The sequence below is a fragment of the Exiguobacterium sp. s78 genome, assembly GCF_018618985.1.
GTDB lineage: Bacteria > Bacillota > Bacilli > Exiguobacteriales > Exiguobacteriaceae > Exiguobacterium_A > Exiguobacterium_A abrahamii.
Genome location: NZ_JACSNB010000001.1, coordinates 912,347 through 935,369, shown reverse-complemented (window position 1 = coordinate 935,369; position 23,023 = coordinate 912,347). Strand labels below are relative to the sequence as shown.

General features: G+C 46.6%; 28 protein-coding genes. All 28 read right to left on the bottom strand.

Features of this window, described 5'->3' with window-relative positions; translation table 11 throughout:
• Positions 1 to 12: 12 nt before the first annotated feature.
• Positions 13 to 1,104 (bottom strand): flagellar biosynthesis protein FlhB, encoded by a 1,092-nt coding sequence (gene flhB / locus KNQ18_RS04640; RefSeq protein WP_029342059.1) that lies wholly within the window; start codon positions 1,102 to 1,104, stop codon positions 13 to 15.
• A gap of 4 nt (positions 1,105 to 1,108) precedes the next feature.
• Positions 1,109 to 1,876 carry a flagellar biosynthetic protein FliR gene (gene fliR, locus KNQ18_RS04635; RefSeq protein ID WP_029342060.1) on the bottom strand — a complete coding sequence of 256 codons (768 nt, stop codon included), beginning with the start codon at positions 1,874 to 1,876 and terminating at the stop codon, positions 1,109 to 1,111.
• Positions 1,873 to 2,145, bottom strand: coding sequence for a flagellar biosynthesis protein FliQ (gene fliQ, locus KNQ18_RS04630; protein WP_023468705.1), 273 nt, complete (start codon positions 2,143 to 2,145; stop codon positions 1,873 to 1,875). Before fliQ ends, fliR begins: the two co-directional genes overlap by 4 nt.
• A gap of 11 nt (positions 2,146 to 2,156) precedes the next feature.
• Complete coding sequence (gene fliP / locus KNQ18_RS04625; protein ID WP_029342061.1) at positions 2,157 to 2,825, bottom strand: flagellar type III secretion system pore protein FliP; 669 nt, start codon at positions 2,823 to 2,825, stop codon at positions 2,157 to 2,159.
• A complete protein-coding gene (locus KNQ18_RS04620) occupies positions 2,822 to 3,313 on the bottom strand; it encodes a flagellar biosynthetic protein FliO (protein ID WP_050677472.1) in 492 nt (163 codons plus the stop codon). Before KNQ18_RS04620 ends, fliP begins: the two co-directional genes overlap by 4 nt.
• Positions 3,310 to 3,675, bottom strand: coding sequence for a response regulator (locus KNQ18_RS04615; protein ID WP_029342063.1), 366 nt, complete (start codon positions 3,673 to 3,675; stop codon positions 3,310 to 3,312). The genes KNQ18_RS04620 and KNQ18_RS04615 overlap by 4 nt, the downstream gene beginning before the upstream one ends.
• 12 nt (positions 3,676 to 3,687) lie before the next feature.
• Complete coding sequence (fliY, locus tag KNQ18_RS04610) at positions 3,688 to 4,794, bottom strand: flagellar motor switch phosphatase FliY (RefSeq protein WP_215083950.1); 1,107 nt, start codon at positions 4,792 to 4,794, stop codon at positions 3,688 to 3,690.
• Between the two features lies 1 nt (position 4,795).
• Positions 4,796 to 5,779 carry a flagellar motor switch protein FliM gene (gene fliM, locus KNQ18_RS04605; protein WP_029342065.1) on the bottom strand — a complete coding sequence of 328 codons (984 nt, stop codon included), beginning with the start codon at positions 5,777 to 5,779 and terminating at the stop codon, positions 4,796 to 4,798.
• 9 nt (positions 5,780 to 5,788) lie between these two features.
• Complete coding sequence (locus tag KNQ18_RS04600; RefSeq protein ID WP_029342066.1) at positions 5,789 to 6,238, bottom strand: flagellar basal body-associated FliL family protein; 450 nt, start codon at positions 6,236 to 6,238, stop codon at positions 5,789 to 5,791.
• Entirely contained in the window at positions 6,213 to 6,449 is a 237-nt protein-coding gene (locus KNQ18_RS04595; RefSeq protein WP_029342067.1) for a flagellar FlbD family protein, read from the bottom strand. Before KNQ18_RS04595 ends, KNQ18_RS04600 begins: the two co-directional genes overlap by 26 nt.
• A complete protein-coding gene (flgG, locus tag KNQ18_RS04590; RefSeq protein ID WP_029342068.1) occupies positions 6,446 to 7,300 on the bottom strand; it encodes a flagellar basal body rod protein FlgG in 855 nt (284 codons plus the stop codon). The genes KNQ18_RS04595 and flgG overlap by 4 nt, the downstream gene beginning before the upstream one ends.
• Complete coding sequence (locus KNQ18_RS04585; RefSeq protein WP_047393808.1) at positions 7,300 to 7,770, bottom strand: flagellar hook capping FlgD N-terminal domain-containing protein; 471 nt, start codon at positions 7,768 to 7,770, stop codon at positions 7,300 to 7,302. The genes flgG and KNQ18_RS04585 overlap by 1 nt, the downstream gene beginning before the upstream one ends.
• Positions 7,763 to 8,881: a flagellar hook-length control protein FliK gene (locus KNQ18_RS04580; protein WP_215083948.1), complete on the bottom strand. Its 1,119-nt coding sequence runs from the start codon at positions 8,879 to 8,881 to the stop codon at positions 7,763 to 7,765. Before KNQ18_RS04580 ends, KNQ18_RS04585 begins: the two co-directional genes overlap by 8 nt.
• 13 nt (positions 8,882 to 8,894) lie before the next feature.
• Entirely contained in the window at positions 8,895 to 9,440 is a 546-nt protein-coding gene (locus tag KNQ18_RS04575; RefSeq protein ID WP_214770710.1) for a MotE family protein, read from the bottom strand.
• Positions 9,437 to 9,871: a flagellar export protein FliJ gene (locus tag KNQ18_RS04570; protein ID WP_029342072.1), complete on the bottom strand. Its 435-nt coding sequence runs from the start codon at positions 9,869 to 9,871 to the stop codon at positions 9,437 to 9,439. The genes KNQ18_RS04575 and KNQ18_RS04570 overlap by 4 nt, the downstream gene beginning before the upstream one ends.
• 12 nt (positions 9,872 to 9,883) lie before the next feature.
• Positions 9,884 to 11,197: a flagellar protein export ATPase FliI gene (gene fliI / locus KNQ18_RS04565; RefSeq protein WP_214723607.1), complete on the bottom strand. Its 1,314-nt coding sequence runs from the start codon at positions 11,195 to 11,197 to the stop codon at positions 9,884 to 9,886.
• Positions 11,190 to 11,927, bottom strand: a complete 738-nt coding sequence (locus tag KNQ18_RS04560) for a FliH/SctL family protein (protein ID WP_215083946.1) — start codon at positions 11,925 to 11,927, stop codon at positions 11,190 to 11,192. Before KNQ18_RS04560 ends, fliI begins: the two co-directional genes overlap by 8 nt.
• Entirely contained in the window at positions 11,911 to 12,918 is a 1,008-nt protein-coding gene (fliG, locus tag KNQ18_RS04555) for a flagellar motor switch protein FliG (protein ID WP_214770716.1), read from the bottom strand. Before fliG ends, KNQ18_RS04560 begins: the two co-directional genes overlap by 17 nt.
• A 4-nt stretch (positions 12,919 to 12,922) precedes the next feature.
• Complete coding sequence (gene fliF / locus KNQ18_RS04550; protein WP_029342076.1) at positions 12,923 to 14,491, bottom strand: flagellar basal-body MS-ring/collar protein FliF; 1,569 nt, start codon at positions 14,489 to 14,491, stop codon at positions 12,923 to 12,925.
• A 28-nt stretch (positions 14,492 to 14,519) separates the two neighbouring features.
• A complete protein-coding gene (gene fliE, locus KNQ18_RS04545) occupies positions 14,520 to 14,807 on the bottom strand; it encodes a flagellar hook-basal body complex protein FliE (RefSeq protein WP_029342077.1) in 288 nt (95 codons plus the stop codon).
• Positions 14,808 to 14,824: 17 nt separating this feature from the next.
• Positions 14,825 to 15,223 carry a flagellar basal body rod protein FlgC gene (flgC, locus tag KNQ18_RS04540; protein WP_029342078.1) on the bottom strand — a complete coding sequence of 133 codons (399 nt, stop codon included), beginning with the start codon at positions 15,221 to 15,223 and terminating at the stop codon, positions 14,825 to 14,827.
• Positions 15,224 to 15,226: 3 nt separating this feature from the next.
• Positions 15,227 to 15,589 (bottom strand): flagellar basal body rod protein FlgB, encoded by a 363-nt coding sequence (gene flgB, locus KNQ18_RS04535; RefSeq protein WP_058704849.1) that lies wholly within the window; start codon positions 15,587 to 15,589, stop codon positions 15,227 to 15,229.
• Between the two features lie 250 nt (positions 15,590 to 15,839).
• Positions 15,840 to 16,619: a GTP-sensing pleiotropic transcriptional regulator CodY gene (gene codY, locus KNQ18_RS04530; RefSeq protein ID WP_023468725.1), complete on the bottom strand. Its 780-nt coding sequence runs from the start codon at positions 16,617 to 16,619 to the stop codon at positions 15,840 to 15,842.
• Positions 16,620 to 16,635: 16 nt separating this feature from the next.
• Entirely contained in the window at positions 16,636 to 18,009 is a 1,374-nt protein-coding gene (gene hslU, locus KNQ18_RS04525; RefSeq protein ID WP_214770722.1) for an ATP-dependent protease ATPase subunit HslU, read from the bottom strand.
• Positions 18,002 to 18,553 (bottom strand): ATP-dependent protease subunit HslV, encoded by a 552-nt coding sequence (gene hslV / locus KNQ18_RS04520; RefSeq protein WP_023468727.1) that lies wholly within the window; start codon positions 18,551 to 18,553, stop codon positions 18,002 to 18,004. The genes hslU and hslV overlap by 8 nt, the downstream gene beginning before the upstream one ends.
• Before the next feature lie 14 nt (positions 18,554 to 18,567).
• Positions 18,568 to 19,446, bottom strand: a complete 879-nt coding sequence (locus tag KNQ18_RS04515) for a tyrosine recombinase XerC (protein ID WP_023468728.1) — start codon at positions 19,444 to 19,446, stop codon at positions 18,568 to 18,570.
• A gap of 172 nt (positions 19,447 to 19,618) precedes the next feature.
• Positions 19,619 to 20,923 carry an FADH(2)-oxidizing methylenetetrahydrofolate--tRNA-(uracil(54)-C(5))-methyltransferase TrmFO gene (gene trmFO, locus KNQ18_RS04510; protein ID WP_215083944.1) on the bottom strand — a complete coding sequence of 435 codons (1,305 nt, stop codon included), beginning with the start codon at positions 20,921 to 20,923 and terminating at the stop codon, positions 19,619 to 19,621.
• Between the two features lie 3 nt (positions 20,924 to 20,926).
• A complete protein-coding gene (gene topA / locus KNQ18_RS04505) occupies positions 20,927 to 23,023 on the bottom strand; it encodes a type I DNA topoisomerase (RefSeq protein WP_029342082.1) in 2,097 nt (698 codons plus the stop codon).

Genomic DNA, 23,023 nt, shown 5'->3' with positions numbered 1-23,023 from the left:
TGCTTCATCCTTTCATTTTGCTTGTTTCAGTTGATAGACAAAGGCGAGTGTTTCAGCGAGCGCCTGATAGAACGTTTCATCCACTGCCATACCAATCTCTGTTTGAGCGAACAACGCCCGTGCCAGCGGACGATTTTCAACAATCGGGACATCAGCTGCTGTCGCCTTCTCCCGAATCCGGAACGCGACAGCATCTACGCCTTTTGCAACGACGATCGGTGCCATATGTTTTCCGTCATCGTATTGAATCGCTACCGCATAATGGGTCGGGTTCGTGATGACGACGTCGGCATTCGGTATTTCTTGCATCATCCGCCGCATCGCCATCTCCCGTTGTTGTTGTTTAATCTTTCCTTTGATTTGAGGGTCGCCTTCCGTGTTCTTATGCTCATCCTTTAAATCCTGTTTACTCATTCGAATCGACTTTTCAAAATCAAATTTTTGATAAGCGAAGTCCAGAATGGCTAACGCGATCAAGGCGATACTGACCGACAAACCGAGCAAAAATGTTAAATGACCAATGATAGCTAACGCATCGCCGATTGGTTCCGAGGTCAGCCTCGAAATCTCGACCTTGTTATTCCACAGAACAGTGCCACTCGTGACACCGATGACTAACAGTTTAAAAACGGATTTCAAAAACTCGACGAGTGCTTTAACGCTAACGATCCGTTTGACGCCTTGAAGCGGATTGATCCGGTCCAGCTTCGGCTGAATCGCCTCACCACTTAAGAGCACACCAATCTGAACGAAGTTTCCAAGGATCCCGATGACGACCGCTGTTAAAAAGAAGGGGGCGACTAAAATCCCCATTTGTATCAGCATCTCGACTAAAATCTGTTCAATTCGTCCCTCTTCGACGGCTTGCAGAACTTGACTTGCACTGAGACCATCTTGTAGGACGAGTACGAATCGCCGTCCTAGAAATGGACCGAAAAAATAGAGAACAAGAAACATCGCGAATAACATAAAACTGCTCGTTAAATCTGCTGATTTTGCGACCTGTCCCTTTTTACGCGAGTCATCCCGCTTTCGAGGTGTCGCTTTTTCCGTCTTCTCACCAGCGAAGTACTGAAGATCAAGGCGTAATCGATATGAATGCATGTCCTTAACCTCCTAGTAATCGAATGGCGTCTGCAAGTACATCTTGCAACAATGGAACGAATCGACCGATTCCTGTGATCGTCGCTCCTGCTAATAAAAACAGAATCGCGTATCCCATTAACAGTTTGACGGAAAAACCAATCGCAAAAATGTTGAACTGGGGTGCCGTTTTCGCTAAGAAACCAAGTGCGAGATCCACTAAAAAGAGTGAAACAACAAGTGGCATCGCCATTTGTAAGGCAGTCAACATCGCAAGTCCGACGACACGGATGACCAAACTCATTCCTGCGTCGCCTGATACCGCAATCAGACTGCCCGGCGGAAAGATCTGAAAGCTCGTATAGATGCCGTCCAGTAAAATGAGATGCATATCAGAAGCGAGCAGGACGAGTAACGTCAGCATGTAATAAAATCGTCCGACGATTGGTGACTGTCCGCCAAACATCGGATCATAAGCGGAAGCCATCGCAAGACCCATCTGTAAGTCAATGATCGAACCCGCAATTTGTGGGGCGTATAATAAAAAACTGGCAAGTAAGCCAAGAGCTAGCCCCACTAAGACTTCCGTTCCCATCCGAAAGAAAAAATCGAAGTCTTCTACACGAACGTCCGTCTTCACGGCGTAACTCGCAAAGTAAGCAAGACCCGCCGCAAGTGCTAATTTATGTTGCGCTGGTAATTGTCTTGATGAAAACAAAGGCGCCGCAACGAGAAAACCGACGATCCGTCCAAAGACGAGCAGAAAAACACTCAGGAAAGAAAGTAATGTCATTTTCGGGAAACCTCAGCGATTTGTTTGAATAGATCAATCGTAAAGGTCTGTAACTCCTGCATAATCCAAGGTCCAAAGAAGACGAGTGCTAAAAACACGGCAACAATCTTTGGAACAAACGATAACGTCTGTTCCTGAATCTGCGTCGTCGCCTGCAAAATACTGACGAGCAGACCAACGACGAGCGAGACGAGTAACAAGGGGGCCGATACTTTGAGTAATGTCCAGACAGCAGAACTCGCCAACTGAATAATCATTTCTTGAGTCATCTTTTCTCCCCCTAACGCATACTGACGAGCAGTGATTCAACAATCAGGTGCCAGCCATCGACTAAAATAAATAACAGCAATTTAAACGGTAACGCAATCATGACTGGCGGTAACATCATCATTCCCATCGACATCAAAACACTCGAGACGACCATGTCGATGACAAGGAAAGGAATGAAGATCATGAAGCCGATTTGGAAGGCTGTCTTCAATTCACTAATCGCATATGCTGGAACGAGTGCGACGAGTGGAATATCTTCAATCTTTTCCGGTTTTTCATAATTACCGTATTTTAAGAATAGTTCTAAATCATTCGTTCGCGTGTGCTTCGACATGAAGCGTTTCATCGTATCTCCTGCTTTATCAAACGCTTCATCTTGACTAATTTTATCAGCCATGTATGGTTTTAAAGCCGTCGTGTTTAATTCCGATATGACGGGCGACATGACGAAAAGCGTAATGAATAAGGCCAGTCCGACGAGTAGCTGGTTCGGCGGCGTCTGTTGTGTTCCGAGAGCCGAACGGACGAACGACAACACGACGACGACACGCGTGAAACAAGTCATTAAGATTAGTAACGAGGGCGCCAGTGATAACAACGTCAGTAATACGAGCAGTTTAATCGATGTTGCTGTTCCTGACGGAGTATCGAGTGAGATCAGGTTTTCAATCGTATTCATGAGCGCCCTCGATTCTTCTGCAGTTGCTCGAGTTGTTGTTTGAACGTCTCAAGAAATGGTGAAGGTGCTGATTTCGAAGATGACTCTTCAAGATCCGTCGGTTCGTATCCCTCTAAATCGTCCAGCGTGTCTAAGAGTTGTACGTTCTCCCCAACACCGACGACATAAATCTTATCCTGCACTTTCACTAACTGAACCGATCGATCCTTACCAAGTGGTACACCACCTAGATGGGTCAAACGTCCGGAATGTCTGACGCCTCGCGTCCGCTCGTGAATAAAACGTGTCACGAGGATGAATCCGCCGATCAAGACGACGAGAACGACGACTCCTTTAAAGATGGTCAATGCCATGGAAGGACTCTCATCGACTTGCTGAGTCGTCGGTGCATCGTTCTTGGTTGGATTTAATTTTTCTTCGACCGTTTCAGCCTGTACAGGAAATGTCAGCAGAAACAGAAGACAAATCAGCAAAGTCACTTTTTTCATGACGAGACAGTTTTCGAGACCGCTTCAAGCACACGATCGGCTTGGAACGGTTTGACGATGAAATCTTTTGCACCTGCTTGAATCGCGTCGATGACCATCGACTGTTGCCCCATCGCTGAACACATGATGACTTTAGCGGCAGGATTGAATGCTTTGATTTCTTTAAGCGCAGAGATTCCGTCCATCTCAGGCATCGTAATGTCTAGCGTGACGAGGTCTGGTGTCAATTCCTTATACTTCGTGACCGCTTCGCGTCCGTTTTCTGCTTCACCGACGACATCATAGCCGTTCTTCGATAGAATTTCCTTGATCATCATCCGCATGAAAGCGGCGTCGTCTACGATTAATACTTTTGCACTCATATTAGTTCCTCCTTAGAACATCCGAAGACGTTCTTTTGTATTTACGATTTCCGTAATGCGTACACCGAAGTTCTCTTCGATGACGACCACTTCACCCGTTGCGATCAATGTATTGTTGACAAGAACGTCAACTGGTTCCCCTGCCAGTTTATCCAGCTCGATGACAGAACCTTGTGTTAATTCCAATATGTCACGAACGGAGCGGCGTGTCCGTCCTAACTCAACCGTGACGTTCAACGGAACATCATATAACATTCCGATATTCCCTGGCGTGCCCTCTACTTCCATCTCACCTAACTGACTAAATTGAACTGGACTGACACCGACTGGCGTTGCTTTCGGTTCAGGTGGTGGGACGACCGTTCGTTGTTCCATCGCTGGTGCCGGTGTCGGTTGCGCTTGTGCCGTTGCTTGTGGTGCAGGTTCTGCTTGTTGGGTCGTACTCGCGCTAAAGAGTTTTTGAATCAATTGTTTCGAGAAATCCAGTGGTGCTAATTGAACGATTTTTGAATCAATCATCGTGCCAATCTTCAAATCAAACTCGATGATGACCATGTTCTCCCAAAGAGAAAAGCTATCGACGATGCTCTTATCTTGTGAAAAATCAAAAATTTCAACAGCAGGTGGTGAGATATCGATTCGCATGGAGAACACTGTCGACATCGAAGTCGCAGCAGCTCCCATCATCTGATTCATCGCTTCCTGTACAGCAGATAGAGCAATCGGATCCATCTCAAGCGATTCATCAATGACACCATCGCCTCCCATCATCAGGTTCGCGATGACAGAAGCATCTCGCTGTGTCAGGATCAGGACATTTTCTCCTTTAAATCCTTCTGTATAGCCGACACGCAACGCGACGTGCGGAATCGGATAACGACTTCGTAATTCTTCCATCGAAATCATCCGAACATGTGGTGTCGTGATTTCTACTTTTTGATTCAACAATGCCGATAAGGCCGTTGCTGAATTCCCAAGTGAGATGTTTCCGACTTCCCCTAGCGCATCGATTTCCATATCATCTAATATTTCCTCTGCGTCCGAATCTTGCGGTTCATCGTTTGATGGCGTTCCGCGTAACAACGCATCGATTTCATCTTGCGAAAGCATATCGCTCATGTTATTCCTCCTCAATTCGTTGTAAGACTTGCAAAGCGAGGTGTTTCCCGTTTAGTCCCGGTCTGGCTTTGAACATCTTCCGGTCATCGACGAATACATCGACGGCATCCGAGGCTCGCGTCTTCAGGGATAAACAATCGCCTACTTCGAGGTGTAACAATTCACCAAACGATAGCTCTGTTTGGCCGAGCACTGCTTTTAAATCGACGACGGAACTCATCAACTGCGTTTGCATGTGTTCAGACTCTTGATTATCTGCTGTCGTTCGCTTTTCTTGTTGCATCCAATAATGACTTGATAATTTCGGAAGAACGGATTCAAGGGTCACGAACGGCAAACAGACATTCAACGTACCGCTCACTTCTCCAACCGTTACGTAAATCGATACGAGGATGACCGTCTCATTCGGAGAAACGAGCTGTAGAAACTGCGGATTGATTTCTAAATCGTCGTACTCCGCCTCGACTTCCGTCACCGACTCCCAAGCGGCGCCATATTGGACGAAGGCACGTTTGAACAATTGTGTCAGAATACGCGTCTCGATTTCCGTCAAATTTTCAATCTTGTTCATCCCTTCACCCGGTCCTCCAAGTAATCGATCGAGCATCGCATAAGCAATGTTCGGATTGACTTCGAACAAGACTTTTCCATCAAGCGGATGAAGGTTCACAAGATTGATCAATGTCATGTTCGGAATAGAATGAATGAATTCATCGTACGGGAGTTGCTCGACTGTATTGACCGTGAACTGGACGTACGTCCGAAGTTGTGCAGAAAAATGCGTCGTCAACACTCGGGCGAACTGTTCATGGATACGCGTCAAATTCCGTAATTGATCTTTTGAGAAGCGAAGCGCTCGTTTAAAGTCATAGACTTTGACACGGCGCTGCTCCTCTTGGCTTCGGATTTCCTCGACTTCCATATCTCCGCTTGAAATGGCTGATAGCAAGGCATCGATTTCATGTTGGGATAATACTTCGCTCATGCTGCCACCTCACTGGATGATTTTTTTCGTCGTATAGACACGCTGTACATCACCTTCTTGGATGAGCTTCTTGAACTGCATCCGTAACCGTTCTTCGAGCTTCTCCATATCCGCTTTTGAGTCTAAGTCCGACTTTTTCATCGCAGATAAATCACCTAAGATGATGTTATTAATTTGAAACTTTCGTAATTCTAAATCATCACGCGTTGCTTGATCGTCCGTAACGATCGTGAATTGGACATTCAAGAACCGTTCGTCTGCGATGTTCGTCGTCAAGTCGTCTGTCTGAAGACTTCGTGCATCAAGTTCTTCACCCGTCGGCTGTTCGACTTTTGCTTCTGTCGTATCATTAGCTAAAAAGTAATTCATGATCATATAACCTGCCCCAACCATCAGTGCTGCGACAATGATCATGATTAAAGGGATTTTTAGTTTACTCTTCTTCTTTTCCTCGGCCATCTTCGAGCCTCCTTACACTGTTCAAGCCCGCTAATCCGATTTGTTGATAAAAAGCGATTGCGATTGCCTTGACCTCTTCTATTGATTCCTTCACGACATAAATCTGTCCGCCAACAAGTTGAATCGTCGTATCCGGAGTGGAACGGACAGATTCAATCAGAATAGCGTTTAGTACGAGTGGTGCATTACGTAATGTCGTTAGCGTAATCATCGTTTCAGGTTGACCAATTCCTCAAGAACTTGGTCAGAAGTCGTAATGATTCGCGTATTCGCTTGGAAACCACGTTGGGCAATGATCATCTCCGTGAATTCTTCTGATAAATCGACGTTTGACATTTCGAGCGTTCCAGATGTCAATTGACCCATTCCGTTCAAGCTCGGTGTTCCAAGTACTGGCTCACCTGAGTTTTGCGACGCTGCGAACACGTTGACACCTGATTTTTCTAAACCACCTGGGTTAGCAAAGTTCGCGATCGTGATATAACCGACGTTTTGTAATGCTCCTGTCGTATCGACGTAAGTGACGAGACCGTCTTTACCGATTGATAAGTTACGTGCATCCGTTGGTACTTTTAGTTTTTGGAATCCTGCGCCACCTGCTTCCGGAAGGGGTACCGGTGGTGTCTCGCCATCTGCAATTGCTTGAGAGTCACTACCAATCAAATAGTTTCCGTCGCCGGTAACCAAGTTTCCTTCAAGATCGGTATAGAAGTTACCTGAACGGGTATAACGAATCCCTTCCGCCGTGACGACTTGGAAAAATCCTTCCCCAGAAATCCCGACATCGAGGACGCGACCCGTATTTTGAAGCGCACCTTGGTTATACACATTATCGACTGTTGACATCGATGCTCCGAGACCGACCTGTTTTGGGTTCGTTCCACCGACATTGCCACCAGCACCGGATGATGAACCAACCGATTGGCTGACGAGATCCTTAAACGTCACCCGTCCTTTTTTATAACCGAACGTGTTGACGTTCGCGATGTTATTCCCGACGACATCCAGTTTCGTCTGGAAGTTCTTAAGCCCACTGATTCCTGAATACATTGAACGTAACATTATTTTTCCTCCTTTGATTGAATCTGCGTCAACTCGTATACACTAATCTGTTTTCCGTTCGATAGTTCGGCCATGATATCCAGCCCATCCCGTTTTACACTAACGACACTGGCTGTCTCTTCGACGGTCGTCGTCTGTTCTGCTCCAGAAGCATCGGTCGTCTTTGACTCGGCTTCATAACTGACGTTCTTACCAATCAGATTGCTGTAGGATAATAACGCCGTCGCATGTTGGTTCAAGACCATCGTGTCCATCGTCTTCCCGATTGCTTGCATCTGTTCAAGTGAAGAAAACTGCGCCATCTGAGCAATGAAATCCTTATCTTCCATCGGTGCCGTCGGGTCCTGATTCGACAGCTGGGCAATCAGAATTTTCATGAACATATCTTTATCCATTGCTTTATTCGTCGGTACTTGTGACTTTTCAGGAAGCTGGTATGAAGTACCCTCTGTTTTGATTGCATCAGTCATCGTCTTCCTCCTCTTCTTCCTCTACTGGAGCGGGTGTTTCTTGATAAGGGGACTCATGCTCCTGCTGATCTCGTGTGAAGGACTGTTGAAACTCCCGTGCACTAGATGCGATCATCCCCGTCTCGATCTTCACGACCGGCGTCTGCTGGTGTAAAGCTGTCTGCAATTTTCCGAGTTGTTGCTCGATCGATTGTTTCGCTTGTTCAGTACTCGCAAACAGTTTGATGGTCAATGCCCCCTCCTTACGATCGAGTTGAACGACGACCTCTCCAAGCTGCTCTGGATAAAGACGAATCGACAATCGAGTTGACCCGTCAGCACCTTTTAAGAACGGTGCCTGTTGAAGTGCAGCTTCAATCCGTTGTTGAATCTGTTCTGGTACGGGTAGCGGCACTGGACGAATCGTTTGCAACGGGGTACCCTTGTAAATCGGCATGCTCATTGGAGTCAGCGCGGCTTTTCCTTCTGGATCAACGAGCATGGTCGCTTTTCGCATGAGTGAAGCGAATGCCAACGGAAGCGGTGTCTTTCCTTTTGCCTGCTCAGCTACAGCTACAGTGTCCGACTTGAGCGCTTCGACAATAGGACCAGTTTGCGGGAGCGTCTGTTTCACAGGCAACGCGGAAATGTCTCCTTCAATCGTAGTAAGTAATGGTTGTTTTAAGTTGTTCGTATGATGATCTTTCATTTTGATCGTATCGTTCGTTACTGTCTGCAAGACGACTTGCTGAAGCAATGGTGGCAATTGATCGAACTGATTTTTCGCCTGCTCGACATTTCCCTCAAGCAATTGTTTGACGAACGCTAGTAATTGTTCCATTTTCTTCGGTTCTTGTTTTAACGCCTCTACTTCCGGTTGTTTCAGTAAAGAGAGAAGATCGTCCGGTTGATCTACGAGTTCTTGTATCCAATCCGGTAATAGTGGTGTCTCCACTTTCGTCTCGAGTGCTGTCAAATCAGCTGAGACCGGTGACGATGACGTTGTTGGTAACTTCGTCAGATAATCCAGTAACGAAGCAAATTGACCACCAACCGTGGTCATCTCTCCTTTTTTCCCTGTTCCAGTATTCAAGTTCGGGGAGGATGATTGTATTACTTCCGTCATGTTCATCTGGCTTCCCTCCTTACTTCGTCGCGAGTAGCTGTGTTAAGGCCGCCGCTTTTTTAGCATCCATCTTGGCAATGATCGCCGCCTGTTGTTCCGCATCGATGTCCTCGATGATCGGTACGACTTCTGTCGGACTGAGTTCGTTTAAGATGAGCGCAGCATCCTTTGGTGCCATTTCAGCATAGACATCTGTCACAGATGCTGCTTTTTTCTTCGTCGCCTTCGTTTGATCCGTCGTCGCGGGCGTCGGTGTTTGTTTTAAACGATCCCGTTCTGCAATCAAACGTTCGACTTCCTGTTCTTTAGCTTTTAAACTATCCGATTGTTCTTTGCTTTGATTGCGTAGTTTCTTGATTTCTTGATTCGCTACTTTCAGACGACGTTCGAGTTCTGCTGACGGATTTGCTTGATTCGTAGTCGTTTTTTCCGTTGCGAACGGTAAGGATAGCAATGGACGTCCATTCGCATAATTTAATACGAAATAAGCTGTCAGCAAGATTAAAATCAAAGGGATGATCAATAAAGGTAAGATCCATCCTTTTGACGTTTTATTTTCACTCATATCATCCGTCCTCTTCCAAACTGTAACAATGCCAGTTCATCTAATTGATTTTGTTCCGTCAATGCCTCGATTCGTTTCGTTTCAACCGTATGATTCTCTTGCAGACGACTAAACTTCTTCTCCTCGATCAACGCTCGTTCGAGTGCTTCCTGCGCGCGTTCATAGCGATTTTTCGATTGTGTCACGTACAGTTGTTGCCGTTCGATTTCTTGCTTCACGACATCTCGAGCCCGCTCTCGATATTGCGAAGACGTTAATTCGACGATGCCAATCTCATCTTGCGCTTTCAGAAAGGATTCATAACGGACGAGCAGATGGTATAGTTTTTCGACTTCGATCTCATATTGTTTTTTATGAAGGCTCAATTCTTTTGCGACGCGATCTTTCTCTGCTTCAGCCAAAGGAATGATTCGTTCATAAATCGTCTTCATCTTCCGCCCTCCTTACTGAATCGTTGCCATGAGTTGCTGACAAGCTTTCTCGAAGTCACTGTCTTCATGGATTTGTTGTTTTAAGAAACGGATCAGCTCCGGATATTTATCGACGGCACGATCAATTTCCGGATTCGTCCCTTTTTTGTAGGCGCCGATATTGATTAAGTCTTCCGAATCAAGATACGTCGATAACAGCTGTCGAAATGCGACGGCAGCTGTCTTTTGTTCAGCAGTCGTGATTTGATTCATGACACGACTGATGGATCGTAAGACATGAATCGCTGGAAACTGTCCTTTGTTCGCAAGATTACGATCAAGAACGAAATGACCGTCTAAGATCCCTCGTACAGCGTCAGCAATCGGTTCATTCATATCGTCTCCATCGACGAGTACGGTATAAAAAGCCGTGATCGAGCCGTCTTGTGTCTTCCCGCTACGTTCAAGCAATTGAGGAAGAAGAGCAAATACACTTGGCGTATATCCTTTTGATGCAGGCGGTTCACCTGTCGCAAGACCGATTTCTCGCTGCGCCATCGCAAAACGTGTGACGGAATCCATCATCAAGACCACATTCTTACCCTGATCCCGAAAGTATTCAGCGATGGCTGTTGCCGTATAGGCGCCTTTTAAACGAACAAGTGGCGGTTGATCACTCGTCGCTACGACCAAGATGGAGCGTTTCATCCCCTCTTCGCCAAGTTCTGCCTCCACGAATTCCTTGACTTCACGTCCTCGTTCACCAATCAAGGCAATGACGTTGATGTCTGCTGTCGATCGTTTTGCAATCATCCCGAGTAGTGTCGACTTCCCAACTCCTGATCCTGCAAACAAACCAACGCGTTGTCCTTGACCGACCGTTAGTAGCCCATCGATGGCACGGATGCCCGTCGAGAGAACATCACTGATACGAGGTCGCTCCAATGGACTCGGTGGTTTACGAACGATTGATGTCGTACGGAAATTTTCTAATGCCTCTCCGTCCAGTGGTCTCCCTAGACCATCAAGCACTTTACCAATCAGTTCATCGCCTACAGGGACGTGGAGTGGTTTTCCTGTCGCAAGAACGATCGAGCCTGGAGCAATCGATGTCGTTTCACCATACGGCATGAGTAGGACGTGACCTTCTCTAAAACCGACGACTTCCGCTTCAATCGTCTGCCGTTGTTGAATTTGGATCAAACAACGCTCGCCGATTGCGACAGCCGTTGGTCCACGTGATTCAATCATCAATCCAATCACTTGTACGACCTTTCCGGAATGCTGAACGAGTTCTTCCGGACGAATTTCTCGAACTGCGGCTTGAATCGCATTTACGTTAAACATGATGTAAAACCTCTTTGATTTTGGTTTGTAGGGCTTCAAAGCCACTTGTCAAACCACCTGTGATTGCTCCATTCTCCGAGTCGATCCGATAATCGCGTGCTTTAAGCGCTGGATCAAATCGTAATTGAATCGTCGCATTGGCACCTAGAACACCTTGGAGCTGCTCTTCAAGCAAAACGACCCGTTCAAAATCCGCTGGTGAAGCGTAGATAATGATCTTTTCACGATCTCGGAACTGAATGATCAACTGATGTAATAATTGGTATAATGCCTCTTCTTCTTCATCATGTAACTGCTCTAGAAACTGATGCGTCACCTGGAGTCCAAGCACACACAATTCATGTTCCAATCGCATCAATCGCTCTTGATTTTGCTCTTCGATTCGTGCAGTAAACGTATTTGTCGTTGCGATTTGCTCTTCGAACGTTGCTTGTCCTTCCGCACGTCCTGTTTCAAATCCAGCCTGGTGTCCTTCTTCATATCCTCGTTGACGTACTTCCTCTAATGCCTGAAGACGTTCTTGTTCAAACTCACGCTGACGCTGTTCAAACTCTAGAACCATCACCTGGCGAAGACGTTCTAGTTCAGCGTGACCTTCTGCCATCTGCTCTTCATAGAACGTATCTGGAACGATTGCCGATTCTTCCTGAGCATTTCGGACTTGAACGAGTGTTCGTTCCTGTCGTTCAATCACAGCTTGTCTTTTGATGACGTTAGACAACAATATCATCTCCTCCACCACGAGCCACGACGATCTCACCCATGTCTTCTAAGCGGCGGATGATTCCGACGATTCGACTTTGTGCTTCTTCGACGTCTCGGAGACGAACAGGACCCATGAATTCCATATCCTCTTTGAACGATTCGACCATCCGTTGTGACATGTTGCGGTAGACCATATCCTTGACGTCGTCTGACGATACTTTGAGTGCCAACAGTAGATCTTCGTTCGATACTTCGCGGATGATGCGCTGAATCGCCCGTGCATCGAGCGTGACGATATCTTCGAAGACAAACATCCGTTTTTTGATTTCTTCTGCGAGTTCCGGATCCTGAATCTCGAGCGTATCGAGAATCGTTCGTTCCGTTGTCCGGTCGACACCGTTCAATACTTGAACGACTGCCTCGATACCGCCAGACTGCGCAAAATCTTGCATGCCTGCTTGTGACAGATTCCGTTCGAGAATTTGCTCTACTTCGCTAATGATCTCCGGGTTCATTCTGTCCATCGTCGCAATCCGCCGTGCTACATCGGATTGTGCTTCTGCCGGTAGCTCCGAGAGAATCTGTCCTGATTTGGCAGGATCAAGATGGGCAAGAACAAGCGCGATTGTTTGCGGATGTTCATTTTGAATGAAGTTCAATAGCTGTTTCGGGTCTGCCTTTCGTGCAAACTCAAACGGTCGGACTTGTAACGTCGATGTCAGGCGATAGATGAGTTCCATCGCCTTTTCTTCACCAAGCGCCTTCTCAAGAACCGATTTAGCAAACCCAATTCCACCTTGAGTGATGTAGTTTTGCGCCGTCGCTAGTTCATGAAACTCATCGAGAACGACTAACTTATCTTCTGGATCGACTCGTTTCATACTTGAGATTTGAAGGGTCAACCATTCCATCTCTTCTTCCGATAAATGTTTATATACACTGGCAGCGACTTCAGGACCTAACGAAATCATGAGAATCGCAGCCTTTTCCCGACTGTTCATTTCTAGCTTCTTCATCTCATCAATCCTCCGCTAACCAAGTACGTAATAATTTCGCAAACTCATCCGGATTGGATTCAGCGAGTTTTTCAAGCTGTTTGCGTTTGACTGCACCATCGCTCGTATCTTCTGTTGATAATTCCGGAATTTCCGTCTCAATCGGTGTCCATTCCTCAAGTTCTTCAATTTCATTCGCTCTCCGTCGACGCATGAGGAGGATGACTGCTCCAATGACGAGGATTGCCGCTCCACCAAGGGCGAACCAAACCCACATCGGTGTTGCCGTCGTCGTTTTCGTCGCTGCCGTCGTTTCCGCGAATGGTCGAGACATGACAACGACCTTATTGGCAAGTTCTGCATCCGTCAGCGTTGCTTTCGCATCTGTCTTCGTTAATGATGTCCGGATGATCGAGTACATCATCGTCTGTAAGTCAGTTTGTAGTTGTGGATCGATCTGATTCTGACCTTTTGGTGGCTCGACGATGATTTGAATTCCTAAATCACGAATCTCGTAAGGAGCTCCTGTGATTTGTTTTGTGATTCGATTGACTTCATAGTTGATGATATCGTGTGTTTTCTCACTCGTATCACCCGTCGTTCCAGTACCCGCCGGGAAATTCGTCGTCTCATTTTGCCCCGTACCTGCTGTACCAGCATTTGCAGAGCCTGTGTACGCTTCTGCTACTTTTTCAGCAGACGTGACGATCCCTTCGATTTTATCGGGATCTACTGGCTCAACAAGCTTTTGTTCTTCCTGACGTTTCGTGACATCGACATCTGCCGTGACTGAAACGAGTGCTTTTTGTGGACCGAGAACGACAGATAGCATCTGCTGAATCTGCTTGCGTAAATCGTTTTCCGTCGTTTTCTTCAGCGCCATCGGATCGGTTCCGCCCGCTGTTTGCGTAGCAGATCCTGGCTCGTAATACGTAAAATACTGATCCATGATCGTAATGTTTTCTTCTTTAAGGTTCGGAATACTCTTTGCAATCAAATGATACAACCCTTGAACCGTTTGATTGTTAAGATTACTACCCGCGCTAGAAGTCAAGACGACAGAAACCGTTGAAGATTCCTTTTCATCAGATAGAAAAACACTCTTCTCCGGGAGAGTGATCATGACTTTTGCTGACTCGATCCCGTTAACTTGTGTGATCAAGTTTTCAAGTTCCGTCTGCATCGTATCGCGTTCGAGAATGTTCATCTCCTTATCCGTCGTTCCGAATCCAGCATTTTCACTAAAGAAGGAATAATCGATTTGACCGGATTTTGGTATACCAGCCGTCGCTAATTCGACTTTTAAGTTTTCGACATTTGCTTCTGGAACAAGAATCGTCACACCATTCGCTTCAGTAACGACTTCCGATGCGATTCCATCTTCATTTAGCTTTTCCGTCACTTGCCCTGCTTCTTGAGGGGATAGCTTCGAATAAAGAGGTGTCATCGTTGGTTTAGATAACCAGATGATGGCGACAATCAACGCTGCTAAAACGACAACGATGATTCCTAAAATCGTCGCCTTCTTCGCAAGTGACCATTCTTTCCATGTCGTATTCATAGCTCCCAATCGAGCTTTTAAACGTTCGTTCATTCAACATCTCCCACGCTTTCCTTAACAGTCACAGTTGCATACGCATCATTTCTTGGTATGCTTCGATGCCTTTGTTACGGACTTCAAGGGCGAGTTGCATAGAAAGCGATGCCTCTTCTGTTTTAATCATGATGTTATGTAGATCCGTCGTCTTTCCTGTCGCGAGATCGACGCGCGCTTGAGATGAGGCATGTTGCGTTGCATTCAGTCCGTTCATGGCTTCACTGAGCACCTCACTAAAATCACTTGGTGTCGTCTTAGCGACTGTCTGCGTGGGTAGTACCATCTGCATGTTTTGAATTGGTTGAATTGCCATCTCTTCATCTCCTCTACTTATTTACCAATCTCCATCGCTTTGACGAGCATCGCTTTTGTCGCGTTCAAAGCCGTTACGTTCGCTTCGTAAGAGCGTGTCGCGCCCATCATGTCGACCATTTCTTTTAAGATATCGACATTAGGCATCTTGACGTACCCGAGTTCATCCGCATCTGGATGCGTCGGATTATATTCTAATTTGAATGGTTCAGGATCCTTCTTCAATTCACTGACCGTGACACCATTGGCGGTCTCTTTTAACACAGCGAGTTTTCTCGCATACGGTTGCCACTGTCCATTGACGAGCTCACCTCGTGTCGTTTGAGCATTCGCGATGTTTGCCGAGACTGTATCGAGACGCAAACGTTGGGCAGTTAAACCGGACGCAGACGTATGAAATCCGTTGAACATACTCATGGATTATTTTCCTCCTCGGATAACAGACTGAATGCCAGAGAATTTGCGATTCAACTGTTCTACCAACGCCTCGTACTCAATTTGATTGCGTGATAATTCAGACATCTCAAGATCGATATCGACACCATTTCCATCGTTACGCATTGTATTTGGTCGATCGACGATGCTACCAGAAGTTCCGATTGTTGCATGTCGCTTTAAACTCATTTTCATTTCTGAATCGAGCACATCTCCAAACGTGACACGCTTTGCCTTATACCCAGGCGTATCGACATTCGCGATGTTCTTAGCGATGACCTCCTGTGCCATGACCGTTCGATTGACGGCTTGTGTCATTACGTTATAGTCAGACCCTAACCAATTCATCTTCTTTCCTCCACTCATGGGAACTATATTCAAATTCACGACAAAAAGTAAGTCGTTAGTAACATATCTGAAATAATTGAAACAAATAGGTCAATGTTTGAAAAGAAGTTTTTTGAAAAATAGGGTAATGAGATGTTAATATTCTGTTTTTTATTCCCTTTTCTTATAAAAATGATAAATAATACCTAGTCAAACAAAAAAGACCTAGTACTTAACTAGGTCTTCTCTCTATTAGAAGCGACTCCCTATTTTAGTTCGATTTAATTCGTTCTAATTCATATAGGAAATTATCGTTTAAGATTTTAATGTATGTTCCCTTCATTCCAAGCGAACGTGACTCGATGACTCCTGCACTTTCGAGCTTACGAAGCGCATTGACGATAACGGAACGCGTGATACCGACGCGATCGGCAATCTTTGAAGCAACGAGTAGTCCTTCATTTCCTTCAAGCTCTTCGAAGATATGCTCAATCGCTTCAAGTTCTGAATAAGACAACGAATTGATCGCCATCTGAACGACTGCTTTCTTGCGTGCTTTATCTTCCGCCTCATGTGCCTTCTCACGAAGGATCTCCATCCCGACGACTGTCGCACCATACTCCGCAAGCACGAGGTCTTCTTCGTTGAAGTCTTCTACCATACGACCGAGAACAAGTGTACCAAGGCGTTCTCCACCACCGATGATTGGTACGATCGTCGTTTTCGACGTTTCGAACGTATCACGGTTGTCGACTGGGAATGCCGTGTGTTCACTATCGATGGCAATGTTTGCTGTCGTTTCCGTGACGTTAAATAATTTTTTCGTGTAATCTTCCGGGAATTGACGTTCTTCTAAGAAACCACGGACCCGGTCATTTTCGATTTGTTGCTTGATTGCGATACCTAGTAACTTACCGCGCCGACTTACGATGAATGTGTTCGATTCCATGACTTCGCTGAGTCGATCAGCCATGACCTTGAAATCAACATGTGTGCTCGCTTCTTGTTGTAACATCGTATTCAGCTTCCGCGTTTTCGCCAATAAATTCATTTTTTCTTCCTCCACTTTATAAGATGAACTGACTTAAGTCTCGATCATCTGCTACTTTTCCAACTCGATCCGTCACGTATTGTGGCGTGATCGTTACATCCGTCTCCGGCATGTCTGCTGCTTCGAAGGATAATTCTTCAAGGACGCGCTCCATGATCGTATACAAGCGTCGTGCTCCAATATTATCCGTCTCATCGTTTACCTGTGCAGCAATCCGTGCGATTTCACGAATGGCTTCTTCTGTAAAGGTGACATGAACGTGCTCTGCCCCTAATAATGCTTTATATTGTTTGAGTAATGCTTGGTTCGGTTCAGTTAAAATTTTAACAAAGTCATCTTCCGTCAAACTGTCGAGTTCGACACGGATCGGAAAACGACCTTGGAGCTCAGGAATCAGATCAGATGGTTTCGCCATATGGAATGCACCCGCAGCGATGAACAAGATGTGATCCGTCTTGACTGGACCATATTTCGTAACGATCGTCGATCCTTCAACGATCGGTAAGATGTCTCGTTGAACACCCTCTCGTGAAACACCAGCTGAATCATGTCCTTTTGTCGCGATCTTATCGATCTCATCGACGAAGATGATACCCATCTGTTCTGCGCGACGAACCGCTTCGTCATGGACTTCGTTCAAGTCGAGCAACCGTTCCGCTTCTTCCGCTGTCAAAATCGGACGCGCTTCCTTGACTGTGAGCTGACGCTTCTTCGTTTTCTTCGGCATGACTTGTCCGAGCATATCCTGAAGATTCGCAAGCCCCTCCATACCTTGTTGCCCAGAGAATAAATCCACTTGACGTTCTTCAACATCGACCTCAATCATTCGATCCTCGAGTTGCCCTGTCAGTAATTGCTGACGAAGTAACGAACGGTCGGCTGTCGCTTCCGATGTATCCGGCTCTTGTTGCTTTTGGTTACCACCGAACAACATCTCAAACGGATTCGTTCCACCACTGAGACCAGATGATGCTTTTTTACCAGATAACGCATCGACGATTCGTTCGTTTGCCACTGCTTCCGCTCGATCTTTGAGCGCTTCCTTTTTCTCATCTTTGACAAGACGTAGAGACGCTTCGACGAGATCCCGCACCATTGACTCCACATCACGACCGACGTACCCTACTTCCGTGAACTTCGTCGCTTCGATTTTGACGAACGGCGCACGGACGAGTTTCGCGAGGCGTCGCGCAATTTCAGTCTTTCCGACTCCGGTCGGTCCGATCATCAGGATATTCTTCGGTGTGACTTCATCCCGCATCGATGCATCGAGTAATTGTCGACGGTACCGATTACGTAAAGCAATCGCCACCGCACGTTTAGCATCCGCTTGTCCGATGACATGTTCATTTAACTTCTCGACGATTTGTCTTGGTGTCAATTCATGCATGGTCATTGCCTCCGATCGTTTCTAGGATGATTTGATCGTTCGTAAAGACACAGAGTTCACCAGCCGTCTCAAGCGCTGCGCGGGCGATCTCCTCTGCTGTGAGATGACTTGCGTGTCGAGCTAACGCGCGACCTGCTGCAAGCGCATAATTACCACCTGAACCGATTGCGAGAATGCCATCATCCGGTTCAATGACTTCCCCGTTTCCGGATACAAGTAAGAGATGTGTTCCATCCATGACGAGTAAGAGTGCTTCTAGTTGACGCAGCATCTTATCGCCTCGCCATTCCTTCGCTAGCTCAACTGCTGCCCGTTGTAAGTTCCCGTTATACATTTCAAGCTTCGCTTCGAATTTTTCAAAGAGTGTAAACGCGTCCGCGACACTTCCAGCAAATCCGGCAATGACTTTGCCACCATAGAGGCGCCGTACTTTTTTCGCACTTTTCTTCATGATGACTTGGTTTCCAAAAGTCACCTGTCCGTCTCCGCTCATCGCGGATTGTCCGTTATGTTGAATCGCAAAAATCGTCGTTGCATGAAACATCAATGTTTCCTCCCTTAGGCACGAGGATGTGCTTGTTGATAAACATGTCGTAATCGTTCCGTCGTTACGTGTGTATACTGACCAGTCGTCGACAGCGATGCGTGTCCAAGTAACTCCTGGACCGCTCGCAAATCGGCGCCTCTTTCCAGTAAATCTGTCGCGAAACTATGACGAAGCGCATGTGGTGTCACATGTTTCCCAACGAGTTGTTCCCCTTTTTTCATGATTTTCCGAATCGCATCCGTCGTCAATCGACGCCCTGAATGAGACAAGAACAACGCTTGCTCATGACCTGCGACTGGATCTCGTGATGGTAAGTACAGTTCTAATGCATCTTTAGCAAAGGTTCCAATCGGTGCGATGCGTTCCTTCCCACCTTTTCCATACACATGGACGTAGGAGTGATCAGTCGCGAGATCACGAAGATCTAGTTGAACGACCTCGCTGACCCGCATACCCGTCGCATATAAAAGTTCTACTAACGCCACATTCCGGTTACCAAGCGTATCACTCGATCGAAAGGCATCGAGGAAACGTTCATATTCCGTTGGGACGAGGAATGTCGGAAGTCCTTGTTGTCGTTTTGGTGCTTTTAATCCATCGAATGGATTAGGCTCATCGGTGTCACGTGTCAAAAAACGACCAAATTGTTTGAGGCAGGAAACTTTTTGTGCAATCGTCGCCCGCGCCAGCTCCTGATCGTAAAGAGCATACAAATAACGCCGTGCACTTGCCAATTCAATCGATCGTAACTGATGATCGCGGCAAAAAGCGGCGTATTGTCGAAGTGTTTGATCATAAGAGCGACCTGTATTCGGAGATAATTGACGTTCAATATGAACATACCGCATGAAATCTTCTAGCAGTCGCTCAAAAGCAGTGTCTATCCCCATGAATGCGCCCCCTTCTGACCATTTCATTCTCGAATCGCCCTTAGCATAGCACAGACCAAGTAGTCTGACAATAGACCAAAAACCGAAAAATTAACGAAATTATCACGCTTTTATGACAAATTAAGAAATGGGGAGAAAGAGCGCTGAATCACGCCTTTCTCCCCATCAACAATCACATATCCGTGAAATCTTTGATTGCTTCAAGTGCTCGCTCTGCGTAGAGCGCATACTTCTCAGGTTTTTTCATCCGAACCGGATGACCGACGAGTGCTGGTACCAATCCGAAGTTGGCATTCATTGGCTGGAAGTTCTTCCCTTCCGTCGTCGTGATATAGTGCGACATCGCACCCATCATCGTTTCCTGCGGGAACGTAACCGGTTCCGCCTCATTGACGAGACGTGCCGCGTTGATTCCTGCCGTTAAGCCGGACGCTGCTGACTCGACGTACCCTTCGACACCTGTCATTTGACCAGCAAAGAACAAGTCGTCACGTGTACGTGTCTGATACGTTGGCTTTAACAAATTCGGTGAGTTGATGAACGTGTTACGGTGCATGACACCATAACGGACGATTTCTGCATTCTCAAGACCAGGAATCAAGCGAATGATCCGCTTTTGTTCGCCCCATTTCAAATGTGTCTGGAAGCCGACAAGGTTGAACAATGTTCCAGCTGAGTTATCCTGACGCAATTGAACGACAGCATATGGTCGTTTGCCTGTCTTCGGATCTTCAAGTCCGACTGGCTTCATTGGTCCGAACAAGAGTGTTTTCGGTCCGCGAGAAGCGAGAACTTCAAATGGCATACAGCCCTCGAAGTAAATCTCTTTTTCAAATTCCTTCAGTGGAACGACTTCCGCATTGATCAGCTCATCATAGAAGAGCTGGAATTCTTCTTCCGTCATTGGACAATTCAAGTAGGCAGCTTCACCTTTATCATATCGTGATTTCAGGTAAACCTTCTCACGATCGATCGTGTCTCCATCGAGAATCGGTGCCGCTGCATCGAAGAAGTATAGGTAATCTTCACCTGTGAATTGTTTAAGTGATTCCGATAATGCCGCACTCGTCAACGGACCCGTCGCGACGATCGTCGGACCATCTGGAATCGCTTCGATTTCTTCATGATGGACTGTAACGTTCGGGTGGTTTTTCAACGTTTCCGTCACATATCCTGCGAAGTCATGCCGATCGACAGCAAGTGCTCCACCTGCTGGAACGCTCGCTAAGTCTGCTGCTTTCATGATCAAGGAATCGAGCTGACGCATCTCTTCCTTTAAGACACCAACTGCGTTCGTTAACTGGTTCGCTCGAAGTGAGTTCGAACAGACGAGTTCAGCGAATTGGTCTGTATGGTGCGCGGGTGTCTGTTTGACAGGCCGCATTTCATATAAATCTACTTGTACGCCGCGTTTTGCAAGTTGCCATGCTGCTTCAGAACCTGCAAGTCCCGCGCCGATTACCGTTACACGTTTCAACGGTCATTCCTCCTCTTGCTCCTGATCGATGCGTGTTTCATGATGTCCACAAGATGTACATTCTACTTTCACACCGTTCTTGATTTTCTTTTGTACCATCATACTACTACATACCGGACATGGTTCTTCGACCGGTTTATCCCATGAGACGAACTCACACTCCGGATAGTTCGAACAACCGTAGAACAAACGTCCTTTTTTACTACGACGTTCGACGATGTCGCCCGTTCCACATGTCGGACACTTCACACCGATCTCGACTTGGATCGGTTTCGTGTTACGACACTCTGGGAAGTTCGAGCACGCCATGAACTTGCCATAACGCCCCATCTTGATGACCATCGGATGACCACAGACTTCACAATCTTCTCCAGCCGGTTCATCTTTGATTTCAATCTTCTCGATTTCTGCTTCTGCTCGTGTCAGACGTTTTGCAAAGGACTTATAGATTGGATCGACGACTTCCGTCCACTGCATGTCACCTTTTTCGATCGCATCGAGTAAAGCTTCCATGTCTGCCGTGAACTGGACAGTGATGAACTCTTGGAAATAGTCGCTGATCATATCGATGACGAGTTCACCGAGTTCCGTTGGTAAGAATTTCTTCTCTTCAAGCGTCACGTAACCCCGTTTTTGAATCGTATCGAGCGTCGGCGCATACGTCGACGGACGACCGATACCGAGCTCTTCCATCGCCCGGACAAGACGTGCTTCCGTATAACGTGGCGGTGGTTGTGTGAAGTGTTGTTTCGGTTCGATTGCTGATTGTTTCAACTCTTCCCCTTCATCGAGTGGAGGAAGTAGTCCTTCCTTGACGTCTGAAACCGCCTCATCGTCCGTATCTTCGATGTAGACCTTCATGAAGCCCGGGAATTTAACGGTCGACCCGTTCGCACGGAACGTGACGTCGTTCGAGACGAGATCGATTTTGACAGTATCGAGAATCGCTGGCGCCATCTGGCTTGCGACGAACCGTTCCCAAATTAGTTTATATAAGCGGAACTGATCACGCGATAAATACGATTTGACGAGTTGTGGCTCGCGCATCGTCGAAGTCGGACGAACCGCTTCGTGTGCATCTTGTGAGTTCGCTGATTTCTTTTCTTTACGTTTCTCGCTTGCGATGTATTCTTTTCCGTACGCCTGCTCAATGAACCCGTGTGCTTCGAGATTCGCCGAATCTGACGTCCGTGTCGAATCGGTACGCATATACGTAATCAAACCGACTGTACCTTCTTTTCCAATTTCGATTCCTTCGTATAGCTGTTGTGCGATCATCATCGTCTTCTTCGCTCGGAAGTTCAGCTTACGTGCTGCCTCCTGTTGCAAAGAACTCGTCGTAAACGGTAACGCCGGATTCCGTTTCCGCTCTTTTTTCGTGACGGAATCAACTGTAAAGTCTTCTGAGAGTTGATTCAAGATTTGATCGACTTCTTCTTGCGAATGAAGTTCACGCTTCTTGCCATCGACTCCGTAGAAGTTCGCTTCGAGCTTTTCACCGTTTGCATCGAGTTCGAGTTTGATCGTCCAGTATTCTTCAGGCATGAACGCATTGATTTCTTGTTCACGATCGATGATCATCTTGACGGCAACGGATTGAACGCGTCCCGCAGATAACCCTTTTTTAATCTTCTTCCATAATAACGGACTCATGCTGTAACCAACAAGGCGGTCCAAGATACGACGGGCTTGCTGCGCATCGACAAGATCATAGTTGAGCTTGCGTGGTCGCTTGAACGAATCCTTGATGGCATCTTTCGTGATTTCATTGAAGACGACGCGGCACTCCGTTGATTCATCAACGCCTAATGCTTTAGCTAAATGCCATGCGATCGCTTCCCCTTCACGGTCGGGGTCGGCTGCGAGATAGATTTTTTGTGCTTTTTTCGCAGCTGTCTTGAGTTCTTTTAAGACCGGACCTTTACCACGGATCGTGATATATTTCGGTTCATAGTCATGTTCGACGTCGACTCCCATTTGGCTTTTCGGCAAGTCAATGACGTGCCCCATCGACGCTTTCACGGTATAGTTGGATCCGAGATAACGTTTAATGGTTTTTGCCTTAGCGGGTGACTCGACGATTACTAGATATTTTGCCAT

Excerpts from the sequence above, each read along its gene's own strand:
- flhB (WP_029342059.1), bottom strand. The coding sequence starts at position 1,104 with ATGCATTCATATCGATTACGCCTTGATCTTCAGTACTTCGCTGGTGAG.
- fliR (WP_029342060.1), bottom strand. The coding sequence starts at position 1,876 with ATGACATTACTTTCTTTCCTGAGTGTTTTTCTGCTCGTCTTTGGACGG.
- fliQ (WP_023468705.1), bottom strand. The coding sequence starts at position 2,145 with ATGACTCAAGAAATGATTATTCAGTTGGCGAGTTCTGCTGTCTGGACA.
- fliP (WP_029342061.1), bottom strand. The coding sequence starts at position 2,825 with ATGAATACGATTGAAAACCTGATCTCACTCGATACTCCGTCAGGAACA.
- KNQ18_RS04620 (WP_050677472.1), bottom strand. The coding sequence starts at position 3,313 with ATGAAAAAAGTGACTTTGCTGATTTGTCTTCTGTTTCTGCTGACATTT.
- KNQ18_RS04615 (WP_029342063.1), bottom strand. The coding sequence starts at position 3,675 with ATGAGTGCAAAAGTATTAATCGTAGACGACGCCGCTTTCATGCGGATG.
- fliY (WP_215083950.1), bottom strand. The coding sequence starts at position 4,794 with ATGAGCGATATGCTTTCGCAAGATGAAATCGATGCGTTGTTACGCGGA.
- fliM (WP_029342065.1), bottom strand. The coding sequence starts at position 5,779 with ATGAGCGAAGTATTATCCCAACATGAAATCGATGCCTTGCTATCAGCC.
- KNQ18_RS04600 (WP_029342066.1), bottom strand. The coding sequence starts at position 6,238 with ATGGCCGAGGAAAAGAAGAAGAGTAAACTAAAAATCCCTTTAATCATG.
- KNQ18_RS04595 (WP_029342067.1), bottom strand. The coding sequence starts at position 6,449 with ATGATTACGCTAACGACATTACGTAATGCACCACTCGTACTAAACGCT.
- flgG (WP_029342068.1), bottom strand. The coding sequence starts at position 7,300 with ATGTTACGTTCAATGTATTCAGGAATCAGTGGGCTTAAGAACTTCCAG.
- KNQ18_RS04585 (WP_047393808.1), bottom strand. The coding sequence starts at position 7,770 with ATGACTGATGCAATCAAAACAGAGGGTACTTCATACCAGCTTCCTGAA.
- KNQ18_RS04580 (WP_215083948.1), bottom strand. The coding sequence starts at position 8,881 with ATGAACATGACGGAAGTAATACAATCATCCTCCCCGAACTTGAATACT.
- KNQ18_RS04575 (WP_214770710.1), bottom strand. The coding sequence starts at position 9,440 with ATGAGTGAAAATAAAACGTCAAAAGGATGGATCTTACCTTTATTGATC.
- KNQ18_RS04570 (WP_029342072.1), bottom strand. The coding sequence starts at position 9,871 with ATGAAGACGATTTATGAACGAATCATTCCTTTGGCTGAAGCAGAGAAA.
- fliI (WP_214723607.1), bottom strand. The coding sequence starts at position 11,197 with ATGTTTAACGTAAATGCGATTCAAGCCGCAGTTCGAGAAATTCGTCCG.
- KNQ18_RS04560 (WP_215083946.1), bottom strand. The coding sequence starts at position 11,927 with ATGATATTGTTGTCTAACGTCATCAAAAGACAAGCTGTGATTGAACGA.
- fliG (WP_214770716.1), bottom strand. The coding sequence starts at position 12,918 with ATGAAGAAGCTAGAAATGAACAGTCGGGAAAAGGCTGCGATTCTCATG.
- fliF (WP_029342076.1), bottom strand. The coding sequence starts at position 14,491 with ATGAACGAACGTTTAAAAGCTCGATTGGGAGCTATGAATACGACATGG.
- fliE (WP_029342077.1), bottom strand. The coding sequence starts at position 14,807 with ATGGCAATTCAACCAATTCAAAACATGCAGATGGTACTACCCACGCAG.
- flgC (WP_029342078.1), bottom strand. The coding sequence starts at position 15,223 with ATGAGTATGTTCAACGGATTTCATACGTCTGCGTCCGGTTTAACTGCC.
- flgB (WP_058704849.1), bottom strand. The coding sequence starts at position 15,589 with ATGAATTGGTTAGGGTCTGACTATAACGTAATGACACAAGCCGTCAAT.
- codY (WP_023468725.1), bottom strand. The coding sequence starts at position 16,619 with ATGAATTTATTGGCGAAAACGCGGAAGCTGAATACGATGTTACAACAA.
- hslU (WP_214770722.1), bottom strand. The coding sequence starts at position 18,009 with ATGCATGAATTGACACCAAGACAAATCGTCGAGAAGTTAAATGAACAT.
- hslV (WP_023468727.1), bottom strand. The coding sequence starts at position 18,553 with ATGTTTCATGCAACGACGATTTTTGCGATTCAACATAACGGACAATCC.
- KNQ18_RS04515 (WP_023468728.1), bottom strand. The coding sequence starts at position 19,446 with ATGGGGATAGACACTGCTTTTGAGCGACTGCTAGAAGATTTCATGCGG.
- topA (WP_029342082.1), bottom strand. The coding sequence starts at position 23,023 with ATGGCAAAATATCTAGTAATCGTCGAGTCACCCGCTAAGGCAAAAACC.